Source organism: Bradyrhizobium sp. 25ACV (genome assembly GCF_054863005.1).
The window spans coordinates 232,958-253,046 of sequence record NZ_JAVAYO010000004.1 but is presented as its reverse complement, the minus strand read 5'-3'; the positions used below and the strand labels follow the sequence as shown (position 1 = coordinate 253,046).

At 60.5% G+C, this 20,089-nt stretch carries 11 protein-coding genes; 6 read left to right on the top strand and 5 right to left on the bottom strand.

Going from position 1 to position 20,089, the window contains the following annotated elements; genetic code table 11:
• Window positions 1-166 precede the first annotated feature (166 nt).
• Window positions 167-1,603: an OpgC domain-containing protein gene (locus RAD04_RS11320; RefSeq protein WP_461623854.1), complete on the bottom strand. Its 1,437-nt coding sequence runs from the start codon at window positions 1,601-1,603 to the stop codon at window positions 167-169.
• Between the two features lie 444 nt (window positions 1,604-2,047).
• On the opposite strand from RAD04_RS11320, the gene RAD04_RS11315 reads away from it, so the two are divergent.
• Window positions 2,048-2,710, top strand: coding sequence for a response regulator transcription factor (locus RAD04_RS11315; protein WP_018323185.1), 663 nt, complete (start codon window positions 2,048-2,050; stop codon window positions 2,708-2,710).
• Here RAD04_RS11315 and RAD04_RS11310 read toward each other — a convergent pair.
• The 4 genes from RAD04_RS11310 to RAD04_RS11295 form a co-directional block, all read right to left on the bottom strand.
• Entirely contained in the window at window positions 2,705-4,825 is a 2,121-nt protein-coding gene (locus RAD04_RS11310; protein WP_461623853.1) for an MASE1 domain-containing protein, read from the bottom strand. The two genes, RAD04_RS11315 and RAD04_RS11310, sit on opposite strands and share 6 nt — an antisense overlap.
• A 1,790-nt stretch (window positions 4,826-6,615) precedes the next feature.
• The gene (locus RAD04_RS11305; RefSeq protein ID WP_461623852.1) at window positions 6,616-6,918 is read right to left on the bottom strand and encodes a hypothetical protein; all 303 of its coding nucleotides are present in this window, start codon (window positions 6,916-6,918) and stop codon (window positions 6,616-6,618) included.
• Between the two features lie 620 nt (window positions 6,919-7,538).
• Complete coding sequence (locus RAD04_RS11300; protein WP_461623851.1) at window positions 7,539-8,105, bottom strand: hypothetical protein; 567 nt, start codon at window positions 8,103-8,105, stop codon at window positions 7,539-7,541.
• A 23-nt stretch (window positions 8,106-8,128) separates the two neighbouring features.
• A complete protein-coding gene (locus tag RAD04_RS11295) occupies window positions 8,129-9,730 on the bottom strand; it encodes a tetratricopeptide repeat protein (protein WP_461623850.1) in 1,602 nt (533 codons plus the stop codon).
• Between the two features lie 289 nt (window positions 9,731-10,019).
• Here RAD04_RS11295 and RAD04_RS11290 point away from each other — a divergent pair, with 289 nt between their 5' ends.
• The 5 genes from RAD04_RS11290 to RAD04_RS11270 all read left to right on the top strand — a co-directional run bounded on the left by RAD04_RS11290 (window position 10,020) and on the right by RAD04_RS11270 (window position 20,083).
• Complete coding sequence (locus tag RAD04_RS11290; protein ID WP_461623849.1) at window positions 10,020-10,241, top strand: hypothetical protein; 222 nt, start codon at window positions 10,020-10,022, stop codon at window positions 10,239-10,241.
• Window positions 10,242-10,485: 244 nt separating this feature from the next.
• The gene (locus RAD04_RS11285) at window positions 10,486-16,356 is read left to right on the top strand and encodes an ATP-binding sensor histidine kinase (protein ID WP_461623848.1); all 5,871 of its coding nucleotides are present in this window, start codon (window positions 10,486-10,488) and stop codon (window positions 16,354-16,356) included.
• 1,421 nt (window positions 16,357-17,777) lie between these two features.
• Complete coding sequence (locus tag RAD04_RS11280) at window positions 17,778-18,086, top strand: hypothetical protein (protein WP_461623847.1); 309 nt, start codon at window positions 17,778-17,780, stop codon at window positions 18,084-18,086.
• Window positions 18,087-18,200: 114 nt separating this feature from the next.
• Window positions 18,201-19,664 (top strand): site-specific DNA-methyltransferase, encoded by a 1,464-nt coding sequence (locus RAD04_RS11275; RefSeq protein WP_461623846.1) that lies wholly within the window; start codon window positions 18,201-18,203, stop codon window positions 19,662-19,664.
• Window positions 19,661-20,083 (top strand): DUF5681 domain-containing protein, encoded by a 423-nt coding sequence (locus tag RAD04_RS11270; RefSeq protein WP_461623845.1) that lies wholly within the window; start codon window positions 19,661-19,663, stop codon window positions 20,081-20,083. Before RAD04_RS11275 ends, RAD04_RS11270 begins: the two co-directional genes overlap by 4 nt.
• The last annotated feature ends 6 nt before the right edge of the window (window positions 20,084-20,089 follow it).

Here is a 20,089-nt window from a genome sequence, read left to right as displayed (position 1 = left end):
GGAAATGGCTCGATAGCAGCACGGCGGAACGCAAGATGGCGACCAAACCGTACGAGTCCCGTTGCTGAAACATTCCGCCTCACGCTGCGAAGAAACGCGATCCTTCACCTCCCGGTGATCTCTCTGAGCGGCTCGAGGTCTGCCGGCACTTTTCCGTGCCGATGTGTCAAACGCCATATTCCGCCGATGCAATGGGCGCTGTTGCATTCCTGGCCGCCGTCGCTGCAGGCGTCGGCGACGCCGCGATGACATTCGCCTTCGGCCGTAATAATCCGTCTGCGAGGCCAAACACCTGGTACACCCGGTGGGATTGCTTATCCGCGAACCAGCAATTGATGACGGGATTCCGGCCGCCGGCCCATCCGAGCTCGCGCAGTCCTCGGCGAAACGCCTCCAAGGGCCGCCAGTCAACGCTGCCCCAGGCGTCCGGCTGGACGTGCACGCCCGCAGCCAGAGCAACAGACGGCTGCAGCCTGGGCGTGATCTTGATCAAGTTCAGAAGCGTCGCTGCCACGATCATCATGAGGATCCCGCCAACGCTGAGCGTGATCTGCATCGCAAGCCCTTCCGATATGTCGAGCAGCGCCAGGAGGCTAGCGAGCGTCAGCAGGACGCCGAGGCAGAAGATTGGCAACGAGTGCTTGCCACAGAGGATGGCGCCGCGCATCACCGCACTCGTCAATGCTTGCCGATTGGGCGGCACGAACCATACCGCCACAACCGCTAGAGCCAAGAAATGCAATAGACGCAACGGATCGAGATTGGATTTGTCTGGCGGGTAAGCCAATTTGGTCAGCCCCTGGGGGATCAACGCTTCCAACGGCTTGACTTTCCAGCTCAATGCGATGACGAGGCTGAAGATCAGATAGAGAGCGGCAGGCACGAGCACCTTGCGAGACGTTAGCCAGGGGCGCACTCTTTCGCCCTCGACCATCATCCACGCACCAAGAACCGCCAATAGCTGCCAGGCCAGTGGATTGAAAGCCCAATGGCCGCTCGGCCACGCCGGCATGGACCAGCCGAACATTTGCACCAGCGCATAAAGCGCCAGCGAAGCGCCAAGCGTCACGTTCGGCATTCGGAGCAGCAACCACAGCAACGGCGCGAAAAAAAGGTGGAGAAGCACGAAGATCGGCAATACGTCGGTATTGACCGGACGGTATTGCAGGATCGCTGCGTGGGCGAGCGCCGAGCCCGGCTGGTCCAACAGAATCCGCGTATTGCTCTCATCAGCAAGACGGTCGCCGCCTGCGAGGTGAACCAAGATGGCGCAGGCGAGCGTCAGTAGCAGAAATGCGACATAGATGTCCCAACTTCGCCGCAGGGTCCGGCGGATCACGCTGGTCCACCCCTCGCAACTCCGTACTTTGCCGTAGGCCAGCGCGCAGGTGACTCCCGAGACGAACATGAACACTTCCGCGGCATCGCTGAAGCCGTAGTTCCGTAGCGTCAGCCAACTTCCAATGTTATTGGGGACATGATCAAGAAAGATGCACCAGAGCGCGATGCCGCGGCAGGCATCAATGCGAAGGTCGCGGCTGTTGACTTTGAGCTCCGGCAGAGCGCCCGCAAATTGCTTCGGGGATGCGGTCCGATCCTGCATTGGCTTGCCTCGTCCAGGGTACGCGCAGGCTTCGAGAGGAACGATCAAGAGGAACTGAATGTAACAAAAAGCACGCTGCGGATTCTGACAGCGCCGCAGTCCAGAATTGCTTCACACCGACCCGGCCACGACAGCAATTGCGCCAATGATGATATGGCCGGGCTGCGCACAACCCTCTGGTAGAGTGGCTGACTGCCGTCATCATCGTGCAAGCGCCGCAGCCTGTAAATCGGCCGGAGGTCGGTACAGAGAGGTGCCTAGGTCCTATGACCAAGGTATCGTCCGTCCTGTGGGGCCCGCGAGCTGCGCGCTTCACGTAGTCCGCTCCCCTCTTACCTGCCGGCGAACCGCTGGCCGGAGCCGAGATGGAAGATGGACGATTTCGAAGGTGGGTGTATGATTTTGCATTGATCTCCGGGCGGCCAGAAGACGGAGAGCTTTTTTATGAAGGTGCTTGTTGTTGACGATCACACATTGATTCGGGCCGCGCTGCACGCCGTGCTGAAGCAACTAAAGCCAGAAGCCGTCATATTCGAAGCTTCGAGCGGCCGGGAGGCCATGCACATCGTCGAGGAGCATCCCGACATCAGCCTCATTTTGCTTGATATCAATTTGCCTGATCGCGACGGCTTCTCCGTCCTTTGCGAACTGCGCGATCGCTATGCGAGGACTGCTGTCGTCATTCTCTCGTCCTCCGATGATCAAGACACAGTCAGGCGCGCCTTCAAATTCGGCGCGCTGGGTTTCATTCCGAAAACCACGGAACGCGAGGTGATGCTCAAGGCTATTGAATTGGTGTTCTCCGGCGGAGTTTACATCCCGTTGGAGATACTGGAGAAGACGGCGGGCCCACGGCATGCAAACAAGCCAGTAACGCCCGACTCGCTCAAGGGGGTCGGGTTGACCGATCGGCAAATTGAAGTACTTGCGCTCCTGATGAAGGGGAAGAGCAACAAGGTCATTGCCACGATGCTCAATATGGCAGTGCCTACGGTGAAGAATCACATCACGGTCGTTCTCAAGGCCCTCGGCGTAGCGACGCGTACCGAGGCCATCATAAAGGTCGGAAAAATGGGCTGGGAGTGGCCGCCGAAATCTGGATCATGAAACTGCCCCGGCGTCTCTCCCACCATCGTGATCCCTAAACAGCTTGTGCATGACAGCGCGGAGCTGCATTGGGTCAACCGGCTTATGCAGCAAAACGTATCCTCTATCCTTGGCGTCCCGCAGTGGTTCAGCTGCTGTATCGCCGCTGATGAGAATGGCAGGAATTGACGAGCCAAACGCCGCATTGATTTGTTCAATTGCCCTGATTCCGGTCTTCCCGCGTGCGAGATGATAGTCCGAGATGATGAGGTCGGGGCGCTGTTCGCGCTCAGCAAGTCGAACCAGTGCGGCTTCGTCGGATCCGGCGGCAAGAACCGAACATCCCCATTTGCTGAGCAATCCGCCCGTTCCCTCCTGCACGATGGGAGTATCGGCAATAACAAGAATTGCCTTGCCGTCGACTGCAAAAGCGCCGGGGTGTGGTAAGTCGGCGGGCGCTGCGGCTCTGACGCATTCGTCGACCATCGGAACCAGGATCGTGAATCGCGAACCGCGACCCACAGTCGAAGCGAGCTCAATTGGATGGTTGAGAAGCAAGCGAAGCCTGTCGACAATGGCAAGGCCGAGCCCCAGGCCGCCGGACCGGTTCTGCTCCGGAGCAGGAACTTGAAAAAACTCGCCAAAGATATTCTGCTTTTGATCCTCGGGAATGCCGGGACCGGTATCGTATACTTCGATGCGCAGCATTTCACCGCGCCGACGGCATCCGACCAGGATCCCGCCCTGCAACGTATAGCGTACAGCATTGGACACCAGATTCAGGAGTATGCGTTCGAGCAGCATGGCGTCGCTCCGCACCCAGGCGTCACTTGGCCTGACGCGTAAGCGCAAGCCTTTTTCACGCGTCGCCTGATCAAACGCCGTCTCACTTTTCTGCAACAGGCGCCCGATCGGGAATTCGGTAATGTAAGGGTTAAGCATCCCGGCATCGATTCTCGAAATGTCCAGCAGCGAATTGAACATTTCGTCCATTTCCTTGCGCGTTGCGTCGACCCGCTCGATCGTCCTCGCCCGCTCCCCCGGTTCGAGCGGCGTGCGCAGCTGGGCCACAAACAGCCCTAATGCATGTAACGGTTGCCGCAAATCATGGCTTGCCATGGCAAAAAAGCGTGATTTTGCGGCACTGGCGAGCTCCAGCTCTTGCGTTCGCTCTGCGACCTTCTGCTCGAGTTCGACGCGCGCGCGGCGCAGATGCTCCTCCGCTTTCTTGCGTACCTCGACATCGGCGCTCAGCAACAAGCTTGGAACGGTAATGCTGATCAAGAACATCAACACCAGCAGGAACGATGCGTTAAGGTCCGTGGTTGTGAACGGGCCGCCGCCCCTGAGCGTGCCCCAGATCGTGATGCCCGCAAGCATCAGGGCGACCGTCGCGGTATCGCGTGGACCGCGGCGCAGCGCCGCCCACAACATTGGCAAGATCGCCAAAAAACCCAGTGGATCTCGTCCGGGCGTTTGCTCGATCAAAGGGCTGAAAGCAATGAGTCCAACGACCGCCGCTGTCGTGAGGACGCCGACCGTCTCCTGAAGCGCATGGCGTTCGAAGTCATGATAGCGGCTTGATGCCCAAAGCACGATAACGGGAGTAATGAGCAGTGCGCCTGTCACATCTCCCAGCCACCAGGTGATCCACGCGTCGGCGAAACTCTTCTGTTCGATGTACCCGAAGATTGTCAGACTGGTCAGGCCAATGCTGGCGCTGATCGGCGTCGCGATGACGACGCAGATCACCGCAAACTTTGCGACAGAATCGGGGGTTGAAAACGTATTACATCCGCTCGACCACCGATTAATGAGATAAGCGCCGACAACCGCTTCGAGAGCATTACCGGCCGCAATCGCGATTGCGGTAGCAACCGAGCCCGCCGTCGTCGCATTTGCGATCAACGCTCCCGCAAAAATTGCTGGCCAGGTCCGATATCCCCCCAACAGCACCGCCGCCAGCGCGACACCTGTCGGCGGCCAAATTGGCGTTGAACTGGGATGAACGGAGGCGAGAGCAAGGCCACCTTTGGCCAAGACGAGATAGATGGCGCCGATTGCGACCAGACTACCGACATAGCTGACACCTCGGCTAGAATTTGTCTCGGGAGCTAATGATCGAGGATTGGACATCGTCCACGTCCTGGACTAGGCAAATGCTTCGTCGATCGAAACTGACTTTTGATCTATGGATCTAACATCGCTAGATGGATACGGGCAGATGCACTCAGGTCCAATTGATCACAGCAGTCCGCTGGCGGACTAAGAGACGGCACGTGCGATCGAGCTGGCCGACGTGCTGTTCAATCCCCGCGGATTGCGTCAGAGAACCAGCGGGACGAACAGGGCACCGTTGCACCCCGAGGAATTCGCGCCGTCTCGTGTTCACCCCGAGCTTTGGGGGGATGCATCGTACGACGAAGATAGGCGCTCCGAAAGCCGGATTTGGACTTGGATCAGGTCGCTGTGCGCGACAAAGGCCTATCTCTCGTTGGAGTCTGGGGACTGAACCACTTGCACGATAGCTTGCTGCGACGTGACGAGGAAGCGGAACTTCGCTCAGAAAATAGAAGCATCCCATGACCGACGAGGCGACGAGTCCGTTGCGTCGGCCGTGGCGTTTGCGATGGGCGATGCAATTCTCCCTTGATCGAACAACGGTAAAGAAGCCTGTGATCGAATGACATCGTTCGATGACTTGCACGGCGGTCATCATGTTTGAAGCGCTGCGTTCGCGCAGGCCGCTCTACAGCCCAAAGCCTCGGCCGATCTCCCGCATCAGCCTGAGCGCCGTGTCAGTATGGCGGCCATAGAACAACGCGCGATCAAGCTGCGAGAAGATGCCCATTCCAAATAGCGCGATAGCAACGCCTCTAAGCATGGTTGTAAACCGGGTTTGAACGATGCTGCGAAAGTTCAAAACGGCCCCAGCCGCAGGATGGGGTCAACAACCGGGGCCGGCATTCCCATTCCAATGTGCCGCAATCGTAATCGGCACGCACTCAGCTAGCCACAGGAAAGCTAACGAACCATTTCGCGTGTCCGAATTCGGTGCGATGCGCTTTGCTGTTGCGCAAGCCACAGCCCAACGCAAAGCGAGCGCCGCCCGCAATTAAACGGAGGCCGAACCAGAGTTGCCGCTGCGTGGCGCCCATCCTTCAGCGGCTTCTTCAGGTTGATTTTGTGGTGATCCGATTTTTGTCCGAGGACCCACGAGCCTCAAAGCCAGATGGCGACCATTCTGCAAGACCAGGCGAAGCAACAGGGTGTTGCGCCCGCGCTACATTTGGCTGCCAGACAAAACGAGAGTCGTAAACCGAACGGACACGTGCGGCCAAAGCAGAAAAACTGACATCCAGTGATATCAGCGCGGTGAAACCCGGTGGTCGCTTAAGTTGCGACCACCGGACCCAGCCTGGATCTGAATCGACAGGCAACCTAGCACTTTCGTTATATATCTGATGGCTGGAAAACGCGCATACTGGCACTGTGATTTGCTGAGCATTGTTTTCACATCGAAAGACGTTCATGCGAGCAATATCCCGCGATGATTTCCGAAGCTTGTTCGCGCTCTATGCATGCGCGGGCCGACCTGGCAAGCAGCGCGATCGTGCACCTCGGCTGCTGAAGCTACTTACCTCCGGCCGAGACACTTCCGATGATCTCCTCGATCATTGGTCAGAGCGCATTGAGGCTCCGGGACCGGAAATGGTCGGCAGCGTGTTCCGTCCATGCGCGCGCGGCGTGGCGGACCACAATGCAAATCACGACCATGCCAGCGCGTTTCTCCACGCCTTGCTCAAAGAGCTGGAACAAAGACAGCATTAGACGTCGTGGACTGGCCTCGACGGAGCTATGCTCAAACATCATTATGCACGCGGGCGGATATGGAAGACAAGCGACGGCTTAGCCTCTTTTCCGTGTCAGCCGCGCTTCCGCTCCGGACGCCGCAATTCCACGACCTCGTGCTGGTCGCTGGGATCCGATTGCTCTTTTTGTTTCACGATCTGCTCAAGCTCAAGAGCTTCTATGGCAAGTTCATCTGCCAAGCGCTCAAACAGCTCGCGCTTTTCAACGTCCGTTCCCCGCTGACTCATCAGGGCGAATTCTCTGGCGTCAGAGCGAAGCTTCTCTAATCGTCGCCTGAGGTCCTTCATGTTGTTTCGGCCCGCGGTTCTAGACCAATGCGCGGCGCGAACAATAAAGCCGTTGTTCGGATCGCGCATTAATCAACAACCGAAACGGGATATTGGTTCTTCATAATTGCCAATTAGTCGCTATTCACCGTGTGATATGTAGCCATCTCGCCGGTTGGACCACATCAGAGTCTCCGGCCGCAGTTTCGGACGGTGCCGCCTGAGGAGCTGGACCGGGGTTTCGCGACCACCCCGGTCATCCTGTCCTAGCCGCCGCCGATCGATCCGGTGCCAGCGGCTGGCCACAGGCCGTACGGTTCAGCCATCCGTGTCTGTGGACACGGCGCCGTCAGCGCGCACGAATGTTCGAAACCGCACAGACCCGAGTTTTGCGCCGGACTAGGCTGTGACCGCTTCGAGCGCTGCCAACGCGCTCAGGGCCTGACGGCCTCGGCGTCCTGGTAGGGTGGATGTCGAGGCCGTTTTCTATTGGGGCTCCGCTACGGCAGCTCCTTTTCGCGAGCGCGGCCAAGACGCTATTCTCCCTGGACGACGGAGCCAGCGCCTCTGCCTCCACCAAGAACTCCGCACCTGCGGATTTGGGTCAAAGATGTGGCACAGCAGTGTCGCACCGCTGACCGCAGCGCGCTCGGTGCGCGCATTAAGAAGGTCGTCGGCTCTGCGAACGACGGAAGCCGAATCGCTCTGAGTTATAGGCCAAGCGCGATCTCGGCCCATTTCAACATGCGGTCGCTATTGAGGAACGCCAGCACCGCCGGCTCCATTGACGCGGGCGCGCCCGGTCCAACCAAAGCCGTCGCGGCCACCATGTCGCAGCGCTGATTGAAGGCGAGTGAGAGCGCTGCGTTGCGATTTCCTTCAAGGCGATAGGCCCGACTGCGGCCGCGCATCGGACCGACGTTGATCTCTCGGCCGGCACCGAGCGGCGTTGCCTTGCCAATCAGCGCCAGGTCGCCCATTTGCTCGAGGTCGCCATCGTCGGCGACGCCAGTAGCGCAATTGCAAAAGCCGAGCTTGGCGCGAACGTAGAGCTGGACCTCGCCCCCGCAATCCCCGGCCTTGCAGCGGAACGCCTTTCCTTTGCCCCAAGGATCTGCGCTGAAGGGCCAGTCGATTTCCGTCCACACCGGGCGGACCTCGCCGGATGCCGCTGTTGCGCGCGCCGGTTCGCCGGATCGCAATATCCAGATCGCGGCGGCTGCGCACAGCAGCGCGGTGGCTGCGCTGATCGCAACGAATTTGGTTGTCAGGCGCATGGTAGCCTGCCGCGGCACTCTTGCTAATTCTGAGCCATGAACTTCCGTGCGGCCGCGAGGTCCTCCCGCGAGGAGTCGCCATTGCGCGCCATGTCGACGACTTTCGCGTAGTATTGACGGGCCTTCACAAGGTCACCCGCCTTCTCGGCGGCGTGAGCGGCGCCGATCGTCGCGCCAAATCGGTTCGGCTCCTTGCGCATGGTACTTTCGAACGCGACCAATGCCTCCGTCGCCATGCCGCGTTCAAGCAGCATGGTCCCGTAAAGCTCGCGTGCTGGGGCAAGCGGTCCCGGCGTCACGATGGATTTTTCGGTCTTGTCTTCGGCATCGGCGGCAAGGCGCATCGCTTCCAACGCGTCGGCCTGTTTTCCCTGGGCATTGAGCTGCCAGGCTGTGGCGGCCTGCCGCTGAATGTCGACGATCTCCGCCCAATAGGCATCCTTGTCCCGCTGCAGCTTGTCCCGCAGTTCCGCCAGTTTGACGATGTCCGCCGTTGCAGCGTCCGCATTGCCGGAGCGCGCGGCGCCAAGGGCGCGGGCGAAACAGGTGATCGCATCGACATAGGCAAACCGGCTCGGCTCCGCCTTCAGCGCGGCCGCGCCCTGCCAATCGCCGCGCTCGACCATGTAGCGCGCCTGGCTGGCCGCTATCGCGTAGGGACCGGCGCGGACCGCCGGCGCATAGCCCGTCGTCGCAACCATGTCCGCGATGACGTCGCGGGCTCGGCTGTCCTGCGCGAGCTGGAGCAGGGCGTAGACCATGTAGTCGTCGGCATGCAGCTGCTCGCTGGCGTCCTTGCCCTCCTTGGCAGCCTTGGCGGAACGGCTATTGGCCTCGATGGATTCGATCCAGTAACCGACGCGCGTGAAGATGTGCGACGGCATATGCAAAGCGTGCGGCGCCGCCGGCGCGATCTCGGAATAGCGCTTGGCAGCGTCGAGACCTTGTTCTGCGATCGCCGGATAGTCGTAGAGGTGGATCAGGTAATGCGCCACGCCGGGGTGGCGCGGCTGTCGCTTGAAGATCGGCTCCAGGATGGCAGCGCCCTTGAGCTGGTTGGCATAAGTCTTGTCGTTTGGTGACGCCGTGACGTTGAGCGTGATGGCGTAGGCGATCTGCGCCTCGTCATCGTCGGGATAGCGCGCGGCGACGGCTTCGGTTGCCTTGAGATAGGCCTGTGCGCGCTGGCCAAACGTCGTCGTCTCGTCGCCCGAATAGAAGGCCAGCAGCGCGTCGATATAGTCGCGCTCGCGTTCGCTCTTGGCGCCGAGTGCCCTGGCCTTCTGCAGCGCGGCCAGGCCCTCGGTGAGGTTCTCCTTCGGCGCGGGAAAATGCGGATTGTACAGCAGGCTGAGGGCAATGCCCCAATAGGCGATCGCGCATTCCGGATCGGCCTGCAACGTCTCCTCGAAAATCTCTTTCGCGGGCCGGTACCAGAACGAATGCTGATAGCGCATTCCGCGGTCAAAGCGCCGTTGTGCCACCTCGTTGCAGGAGGTCTGGAAGTGAACCTTGCCAAACTGCTCGTCGGTGCCGTCTTCCGCGCGGGCGGCAGGCGTGGCTGAGATCGAGCCCAAGGTAGCGACGGCGAGCAGAGAGACGGTTCTCAAGGCGAGCGCGCGCATCGGCCCCTCCGTTTCTGTTCAGAACAAATTTGCTCGGATGGCGCTGATAAAAATTGGGGCGCCGAAGTTCGTAGTGCTGAAATGGGCGATGGCAATTGCCGTTGTTGAAAGGATTTGCCCATTCGTGATGCGAGTCAATAGGAGCGTGTGGATGAGCGTTAGGGAAGCACGTCTGTCAGACTCCATCCGCCCACCAGCGAAATCCTAACGGATCGCGAAGCTAAGCCGCCATTCCACCCCACGCCGATTACCGCCGGAATACTGGCAGGCGCTCCTCGACGATCCACGCATGGCACCCGTAAATTTCCCAATGTCGCCTGCCTCGGGCCTGCGGCAACATGACAACATGAAAGCATCGAAGCCGAAGGAGTGGAGCGACCTCGAACGCAGGAAGCTTTCGGCAATGAGCCGCCGGCGGTACGGCGCGGCGGAGATTGCCGCAGCCCTTCGCCGGCATGTCGGCTCAGTCAAGCGGATGGCGCGAGAAATGGGGTTACTTCTGAAAAAATGACGATCGGACGAATTTCATCGATCTATTGCAAGACAGAACGCCTGTCCGCGTTCGACCGATGCCGCACCTGATCGGCAGCCGGAATTCAGGACCGCTCCGTTGTAGGCGAGCTTAGCTCGGCTGGCCACGCCGCTCCATCTGTGGCAAGCTCGATTTTATTCAACTAGCTCAACAGGTATCTCGCCACCCGACATCGGGTGCCGGAGAGGCCAGCAGTTGAACCCAGTCTTTCGGTTCGGCGCGCATGGACAGCGACTTCCAGGCGTTATGGGAGGACGACGACCGCATCTTTTGCCGGGCACCGCGCCAGGGCTCCGATGGTGGCCGCAAAACTGTGCTGGCCGTGCTTCCCGCCGAGCATGCCCCATCAACGAGCCGGGATCGCCTGGCTCACGAATATGCACTAAAGGACGAGCTCGACAGCGCGTGGGCCTTGCGGCCGCTCGAACTTGTCAGTCAGGGCGGCCGGCCCGTGCTGCTGCTCGAGGACCCCGGCGGCGAGCCGCTGGAGCGCCAGCTCCAAGCGCCCATGCAAGTGGGAACATTCTTGCGTCTCGCCGTCCACATCACGGCGGCTCTTGGCAAGGTCCATCAGCGCGGGCTCGTGCACAAAGACATCAAGCCGCACAACATCATCGTGAATAGCGCGACCGGCGAAGTCAGACTCACGGGTTTCGGCATTGCCTCGCGACTCCCGCGCGAGCGCCAATCACCCGAACCGCCTGAAACCATCGCGGGCACCCTCGCCTATATGGCACCCGAGCAGACCGGACGAATGAACCGCTCGATCGACGCGCGCAGTGATCTATACGCGCTGGGCGTCACCTTCTATCAGATGCTCGCCGGCGCGCCCCCCTTTACCGCAGCCGATCCGATGGAATGGGTGCACTGCCATATCGCCAGGAGGCCTGTGCCGCCCGCCGAGCGTCGGAAGCAAGTGCCCAATTTCCTTTCGGCAATGATCATGAAGCTGCTCGCCAAGACCGCCGAGGAGCGCTATCAGACTGCGGCCGGTCTGGAGAGCGATCTCCGGCGCTGCCTCGCCGCCTGGGAGGCTCGGCAGGGGATCGACGACTTCCCCCTCGGCGAGCGCGACATCCCGGACCGGCTGCTCATCCCCGAGACGCTCTATGGGCGCGCGCGAGACATCGAAGTCTTGCTCGCGGCCTTCGACCGCATGGTCCAGAGCAGCACGCCTGCGCTGGTGTTGGTCTCGGGATACGCCGGCATCGGCAAGTCAGCTGTCGTCAACGAGCTGCACAAGGTGCTGGTGCCCTCGCGCGGCCTGTTCGCCGACGGCAAATTCGACCAATACAAGCGCGACATTCCCTATGCCACACTGGCGCAGGCGTTCCGCAGCCTGCTCCGGGGCCTTCTGGCGAAGAGTGAGGTCGAGCTGGCGCCCTGGCGCGATGCCCTGCACAGGGCGTTAGGCCCGAACGGCGGGCTGTTGGTGGACCTCGTCCCCGAGCTGAGGCTCATCATCGGCGAGCCGCCGCGGGTACCCGACCTGGCTCCGCAGGATGCGCAAAGGCGCTTCCACCAAGTGGTGCGGCAGTTTATCGGCGTGTTCGCGCGAGCGGAGCATCCACTGGCGCTATTCCTCGACGACCTGCAATGGCTAGACTCGGCGACGCTGGACCTGCTCGAGGATCTAATGACTCAGGCGGATGTGAGCCATCTGCTGATGATCGGAGCTTACCGCGATAACGAGGTCGACGCCGCGCATCCTCTGCGGCGCAGGATCGCCGCCATCAAAAATTGCAGCGGCATCGTTGAGGAGATCGCGCTAGCGCCGCTTGCCACCGAGCATGTCGGGCAGCTGATCGCCGACTCGTTGCGTTGCGAGCCGAGTTATGCCGCGTCCCTGGTGCAGATAGTGCAGGAGAAAGCGGGCGGCAATCCGTTCTTCGCCATCCAGTTTCTTCACGAGCTCGTCGAGGAGCGTTTGCTTGCGTTCGATCATACGTCGTCGTGCTGGACGTGGGATCTCGATCTCATTCGCGCCAAGGGCTATACCGACAATGTGGTGGACCTCATGGTCGGCAAACTCGCGCGCCTTCCGGCCGACACGCAGGCAGCGTTGCAGCAGCTCGCCTGTCTCGGTAACAGCGCCACGATCACGCTGTTGGCCCTTGTTCTGGGAAGATCGGCGGCTGAAGTCGACGCAGCGCTGTGGGAAGCCGCGCACGAGGAGCTGGTCGAGCGACGGCAAGGGTATTACAGATTCACCCACGACCGGGTGCAGGAAGCCGCCTATTCAAGCAAACCGGAAGCCGAGCGTGCGGAAGCCCATCTCGCCATCGGCCGGCTGCTCGTGGCGAATACTCCCACAGAACAGCACGGGGACGTGATCTTCGACATTGTCAATCAGCTCAACCGCGGCGTTGCGTTGATCACCTCACGAGACGAACGAGCGAAGCTGACCGAGCTCAACCTGCTCGCAGCCAAGCGCGCCAAAGCGTCCACCGCCTATGTCTCGGCACTGACTTATCTCAAAGCCGGCGCGGCCCTGTTGCTGGAGGATTGCTGGGAGAGCAGGCATGAACTGGCCTTCTCCCTCGAGATCAACCGGGCAGAATGCGAGTTTCTGACCGGCGCCCTGGCGGAAGCGGAGCGACGCCTGATGGCTCTCTCAGCCCGTGCGGCCGGGCCCGTCGAGTTAGCCACGGTCTCATGCCTGCGCATTGACCTGTACACGAGGCTCGATCGGAGTAGCGATGCAATTGCTGTTGCTCTCGATTACCTCCGCCACCTGACCATCGACTGGCCGCCCCATCCGACGGAGGAGGAGGCGCGAGGTGAATACGACCGCGTCCGGTCCCAACTTGGCGGGCGCCGTATCGAAGCTTTGATCGATCTGCCCTTAATGAGTGATCCGGTGTCTCTCGCGACTCTGGGCGTGCTGACCAGGCTGCTGCCGCCTGCACTATTCACGGATTTGAACCTCTTTTCCTTGACCGTTTGTCGAGCGGTTAATCTCAGCCTTGAACACGGAAACTGCGATGCCTCGTGCGTCGCCTATATGAGGCTTGGGATGATTGCCGGTCCTCGCTTCGGCGACTACGAGGCGGGATTTGGATTTGGTCTGCTCGGCTATGAATTGGTCGAACGGCGCGGATTGACGCGATTTCATGCGCAGACCTACATGCTCTTCGGAGCGCACCTCGCGCCATGGACGCGACATGTCCGGAGTGCGCGTGATTCGCTGCTTCGGGCTTTCGACGTCGCAAACAAAACCGGCGATCTCACCTTCGCCGCGTACGCCCGCGTCAATCTGAATTCGAATCTGCTCGCAGCTGGTGACCCGCTCGCCGAGGTGCAACGCGAAGTCGAGAGTGGACTCGCGTTTGCGAAAACAGCACAGTTCGGGCTGGTCGTTGACGTTGTCGTCAGCCAACTGCAGCTCATCCGGACCCTACGGGGGCTGACGTCGAAATTCGGCTCCTTCGACGATGCGCACTTTGAAGAGCTTCAGACGGAGCGCCGGTTCGCCGAGAATGCCAACCTCATGCGAGCGGACTGCTGGTATTGGATCCGAAAGCAGCAGGCGCGCTTTTTTGCAGGCGACTACGCGGCTGCGATTGAGGCGTCACAAAGGGCGCAGCGGCTGCTGTGGACGTCTATATCGCAGCTCGAAACTGCCGAATACGAATTCTATCGAGCATTGTCCCTCGCGATGGCCTGCGCCTCCGCCGCGCCTGCCCAGCACCGGGAATACCTCGCGGCACTGGCGGTGCACCGGCGACAGATCCAAATCTGGGCAAAGAATTGTCCGGAGAATTTCGAGAATCGCGCTGCGCTTGTCGAGGCGGAGGTCGCCCGCTTGGAGGGCCGCGAACTCGATGCCGAGCGCCTCTATGAACACGCTATCCGCTCGGCCCGCGCCAATGGCTTTGTTCAAAACGACGCGCTTGCCAACGAACTCGCCGCACGCTTCTACGCGGCGCGCGGGTTCGAGAGAATCGCTCGAGCGTACTTGGCCGACGCTCGGCGTGCTTATTTGCGGTGGGGGGCTGATGGCAAGGTGCGGCAACTCGACCGCGTCCATGCCCACCTGGCAGAGGAAACAGCGGCGCCCGGTCCGACGAGCACGATCGAGACCCCCCTGGAGCAGCTCGACCTCGCCACCGTCATCAAGTTGTCGCAAGCGGTCTCGGGCGCAATCGTCCGGGAGAAGCTGCTCATCACCGTCATGCGCACCGCTATCGAGCACGCGGGCGCCGAGCGCGGCCTGTTGGTTCTGTCGCACGGGACCGAGTTGCGAATTGCCGCCGAAGCGACCACCGACGGCGACACGGTCGTCGTGCAGCTGCGCGACGAGCCCGTGACTGCAGCGCTCCTGCCGGAGGCGATCCTCAACTACATCTTGCGTACGCGGGAGAGCATCATTCTCGATGATGCCGCAGCCCAGAAACCGTTTTCAGCGGATCCCTACATCGTTCAGCGCCAAGCGCGCTCCGTGCTCGGCCTGCCGGTGATCGCTCATGCCAATTTCATCGGCGTGCTGTACCTGGAAAACAATCTGGCTGCGCACGTCTTCGCGCCGGGTCGGATCGCGGTGCTAAAGCTGCTCGCCTCACAGGCGGCAATCGCGCTGGAGAACGCTCACTTGTACCAGGATCTCGCAGAACGCGAGGCTAGGATTCGGCGCCTGGTCGAGGCCAACATCATCGGGATTATCATCTGGGAGCTTGGAGGTCGGATTCTGGAGGCGAATGATGCGTTTCTCCGCATCGTGGGATACGATCGCGAGGATCTCATTTCGGGCCTCCTACGCTGGACTGACCTTACACCGCCGGAGTGGCTCGACCGCCACATGCGATTGTGGATCCCGGAGCTAAAGATGATGGGGAGCGTGCAGCCGTTCGAGAAGGAATATTTCCGCAAGGACGGCAGCCGCGTGCCCGTGTTGATCGGCATGGCTGCATTCGACGAGCGACGAGATTACGGCGTCTCTTTTGTCGTCGACCTGACGGAGCGCAAGCGGTCGGAAGAGGCTCTGCGGCAGAGCGAGGAGCGCTTTCGCACCCTTGTACAATTCTCCTTCGACGTATACTGGGAATCCGATCCGCAGCATCGCTTCACCCGCCAGGAGTTCGGCGAGGGTCTTGCCGACGCGCCGGCGCTTGGCTCTGAAATTGGGAAGACGCGGTGGGAAGTGCCCTATTTGGAGCCCGACGCGGAGGCTTGGCGCAAGCACCGGGAGACTCTCGATGCCCACCTGCCGTTCCGTGATTTCGAGCTGGCGCGGCCTACGCCTGACGGCGGCAAACGCTACGTGTCCATCTCGGGACTGCCGGTCCTCGACAATGCAGGGCGCTTCATCGGTTACCGCGGCGTCGGACGGGACATCACCGAGCGCAAGCGAGCCGAAGAGACCTTGCGGGAGGTGCAAAGGGAATTGGCGCATGCGAGCCGCCTCGCCACCATGGGTGAGCTCACGGCCTCGATCGCCCATGAAGTAAGCCAACCGATCGCCGGCGCATCGATGAATGCCGATGCCGCCCTGCATTTCTTGGACAGAAACCCGCCGGATGTCGGAAGAGCCAGGGATACGCTTGGTTATGTTGTGAACGACACTGATCGAGCCCGCGACATCATCGGGCGCATACGTGATCTCATCAAGAAAGCACCGCCACTGAAGGATCGCCTGGATATCAACGAGGCGATCCGGGACGTGGTCGAGCTCGCCCGCAGCGAAGCGGTGAAGAACGACGTCGCGATGCAGACGGAACTCGGAGACGGTTTGCCACTCGTCGAAGGTGATCGGGTCCAATTGCAGCAAGTGATCCTCAACCTGATGGTCAATGCCATCCAAGCCATGGGCACGGTCGCGAGGGGATCGCGAAGCGTGCTCATTACGACCGCTAGGGCCGAATCTGACGGCATTATCGTCGCGGTGAAGGATTCGGGACCAGGATTGGCCCCGGACGCTCTCAAGCGCATCTTCGACCCCTTCTACACGACGAAGCCTGGCGGTCTGGGGATGGGACTGTCGATCTGCCGCTCGATCATCGAAGCGCATTCCGGGCGCCTGTGGGCGACCTCCAATGCGCCCCATGGCGCGACTTTCCACTTCACGGTGCCAGCCCATCCGGGCAGCGCGTCGTGACGATCCCGTATGGCTGCTTTTGATGTGTCATAGCGATGTCGGTACCACCGCTGTCGGCAATAACTTGCTCCACTGCCGATGCGAGCACGTCAAGGTGTTCAGCCCATCTGGCAAACAGCTCGCGCTTCTTGGGATCAGTCGCCAAGTCGCGAATAAGGCCGCACTCAGCGGCGCCTCGGCGAAGCTTCTCAGACTGGGCCTGCATGTCTCATAGCCAGCCGCCATGTTCCTTTGTTGGAACATTACAAATAGCTGTCCCGGTCACAAGTGAACACAGCGATTTCGCCGACTGGGACTAGCCTCAATTGCGTGGCGCTGCTCGGCGCCATCCGTCGGACCGCCTTGGCCCCGCACTGTCCCCTCCAGCCCCCAAGGGGCCAAGGCTGGCCCGAGGGGGCTTGCAGCATCAAGGTGAGAGCCTGCCATCCCGATCGTTAGGAGCGATGCCGCGAATTGGGAAACGCAAGACAGGCAAGAGATCGCACGGCAGCTCAGCAAAGCAGCAGATGGCGAGTGCCCACGCTGCGCTTCACATTGATCCAACCTCAACGCGTGGGGCGCGCGCCCGGACGGCGGCGCGAGAAAGAGTTCGTTAGCTTTCTTGTGGCTTGCTGGGAGCGTGCCGATTACCGCTGATTACGGCACACGGAATGGGAATGTCGGCCCCGGCTGTTTCTCCCAACCTGCGGCTGGGGCCGTTTTGAACTTTCGCTGCATCGTTCAACCCGGTCCACAACCATGTTTAGAGGCATTGCCATCGCGCTATTTGGAATCGGCATCTTTTCGCAGCTTGATCGAGCGTTCTTCTATGGCCGCAATACCGACGCCGCGCTAAGCTTGCGCGGGAGATTGGCCGCCCTGCTTGCAACCGACGCATCGCTCGCAACGCTGCCGAGCACCTGCGCATCTCGCGCGAAACCGCCCGCAACCCCCTCAAATCGATCTTCTCGAAGACGGGCAGGCACCACCAATCGGAGCTGGGTGACTTTCCTCTCTCAACTGGCTTGAGCGGTCGATCTGCTCGACGGCCGCTGGACGCGCTGAGCTAAGAGGGTCCAGCGCTCCTTTCGCGATTTCATGCCCGGTAGCGTCTCAGATACACAATCTGCTTGGTTGGCACCCGGCACCTTCAGCGGACCACGATCCCATCTCACTCGCCGAGGTGGGCAACTCGCCCGTCGCAACTTCTTTGACGCCGACCAAGTCCACGAGCTGCCCGCCTGATCGGTTGGCGCAAAATGTTGATCATGACACCGTAGACTTACGGGGTATCATGCGGTCTGGTACCGGACCATATGGTTGAGCTGACGTTGTGTTACCGAAAGTGCAATCGCCTCCGCCGATCTGGGTTGCCATTCGCGCCCGCTTGGCGCTCTTCGTAAACGGGGCGACATTTGAGTGCGCCAATGTACCGAAACAGAATGCCGCTCGAAGAGCTTGCTCTCGATATGCTTTTTGAAGCCTTTGGTGAGCATCGATACAATCGGACGCCGGAGGAATATCAGCACTTAGCCTCGCTCATCCCACCTCTTAAGCAGGCCTCTGACTTGATAAATCAAGGCCTCAAAAAGCTCAATGAACAGGGCGAACAGCGATCATTCTGCCATTTCAAGCCTGGCGATCTAAAACCTCGCTATGAGCCGTTTCCAAAGAAAATCTCGATTGAGACCCTTCGCAAGGCTCTCATCAATGCGGGCTTCAGAGACCCGAAATGGCGCAAGCAATCTTAAGTAACGGATTGTCCTAAGCTTTTATAAAATAGCGTTGCGCTTTAACGAATCGCGACTCGCGGCGGCCATTGTGGTGCATATGAACTGCTCCTTCATTCACTAGGGAGCAGCCACATGACGCTCGATCGAACAAAGGCCGCCCGCAAGCCACGGCCGAACAGAAGCACCGCGCTTTCCAATTCCCCTAAACGAACTAAGTATCTCGAACGTCCCATTGAAGACCATTTGGAAATTGCCAAGGCAAGCTCTCGCTTGTCCCCGGTTGTTCAGCGCGAACTAGAGCTGCTGCCACTCGTGTCCCTCAAGCGCGCGAAAAAGAACGCGCGAACGCACTCCAAGAAGCAGATCCAACAAGTCGCAAACTCGATCCTGCGCTATGGGTGGACCTATCCCATCCTGGCCGACGAGGATCGGCACATCATCGCCGGGCACGCCCGCTGGGAGGCGGCTAAGCAGCTCTCCCTCAAGGACGTCCCCGTTTTGGTGCTGCGCGGCCTCAGCGACGCGGAAAAGCGCGCGCTGGCGCTCGCCGACAACAAGATTCCGGCGAACGCAGGCTGGGATCACAAGCTGCTCGCCGAAGAACTCGGCGAGCTCGCCTCGCTCTTGCCCGACTGCAATCTCAGCCTCGACATCACCGGGTTCGAGCCGGCCGAAATCGACGGGCTGATGCTCGATTTCGGCAACTCGGAGCATGATTCAGCTGACGCGTCCTGCACGATCGGAGAGCAGCCCATCAGCCGCAGGGGCGAGCTGTGGCAGCTTGACGCGCATCGCGTGCTGTGTGGCGATGCCTGCGACCATAGCGATTGGGCAAGGCTGATGGGGTCCGATCGGGCTCGTATGCTGATCGCCGATGGGCCTTACAATGTGCAAATTTCCACAACGCTCGGCCGCGGCAAGATCAAGCACCGCGAATTTGCGGTTGCCTCCGGGGAGATGTCGCCGGTCGAGTTTACCGATTTTCTCACGCGCTGGATGCGCCTGGCCGCCCAATTCTCGCACGACGGGTCACTGCACTTCGCGTTCGTCGATTGGCGCCACATTGGCGAAATGCACAATGCAGGCCACGCCGTCTTCGGGCCGCTGCAGAACCTGGTAGTCTGGAACAAGACCAATGCCGGCCAAGGCAGCTTTTACCGTTCCCAGCACGAGCTGATCTTCGTCTACAAAAATGGCGATGGGCCGCATCTCAACAATGTTGAGCTGGGCCGCCATGGCCGCAACCGTTCCAACGTCTGGACCTATGCCGGCGTCAATACCTTCCGCAAGGACCGCCTCGATGATCTCACGGTGCATCCCACGGTGAAGCCGGTCGCCTTGATTGCGGATGCAATCAAGGACTGCACGCGGCGGGGCGATCTCGTTCTCGATCCCTTCCTGGGGTCGGGCACCACCCTGCTCGCGGCGGAGCGCGTCGGTCGCAAGGCCTACGGGCTGGAGATCGACCCCTTATATGTCGATGCCGCAATCCGCCGCTGGCAGAACATCACCAAGCGCGATGCGATCCTTTCCACTACCGGACAGACGTTCGACGAGGTGACCGCTGCGCGTTCCGGACCGGAGAGCAGCACATGAGCCGGCGCAAGCAATCAGGCCCGCCTACGGCCGAAGGAAATCATGGCGACGGTGTTGGTTACGGCCGTCCCCCTCGCGAGCATCAGTTCAAGCCGGGGCAATCCGGTAATAAGAATGGCCGACCAAAGGGATCCAAGAACGAGGCGACCATCATCAACGAAATTCTCAACCGAAAAATCGACATCCGTGACAAGGGAAGATTGCGCAAGATCTCCGTGCTCGAAGGCATCTTCACCAAATTTGCGGACGACGCGCTGAAGGGCAAGGACAAAGCGGCCGCCTTGCTTCTCAATCGCAAGCAGCAGGTCGAATCCATCGAACAGCCTGCAACGCCGCTGCTCGACACGGATGATCGGAAGGTCCTGGACGCTTACGCCGACCAACTGCGCGAGCAGTTCAAGAAAGGAGAATCTGAATGACCAGCC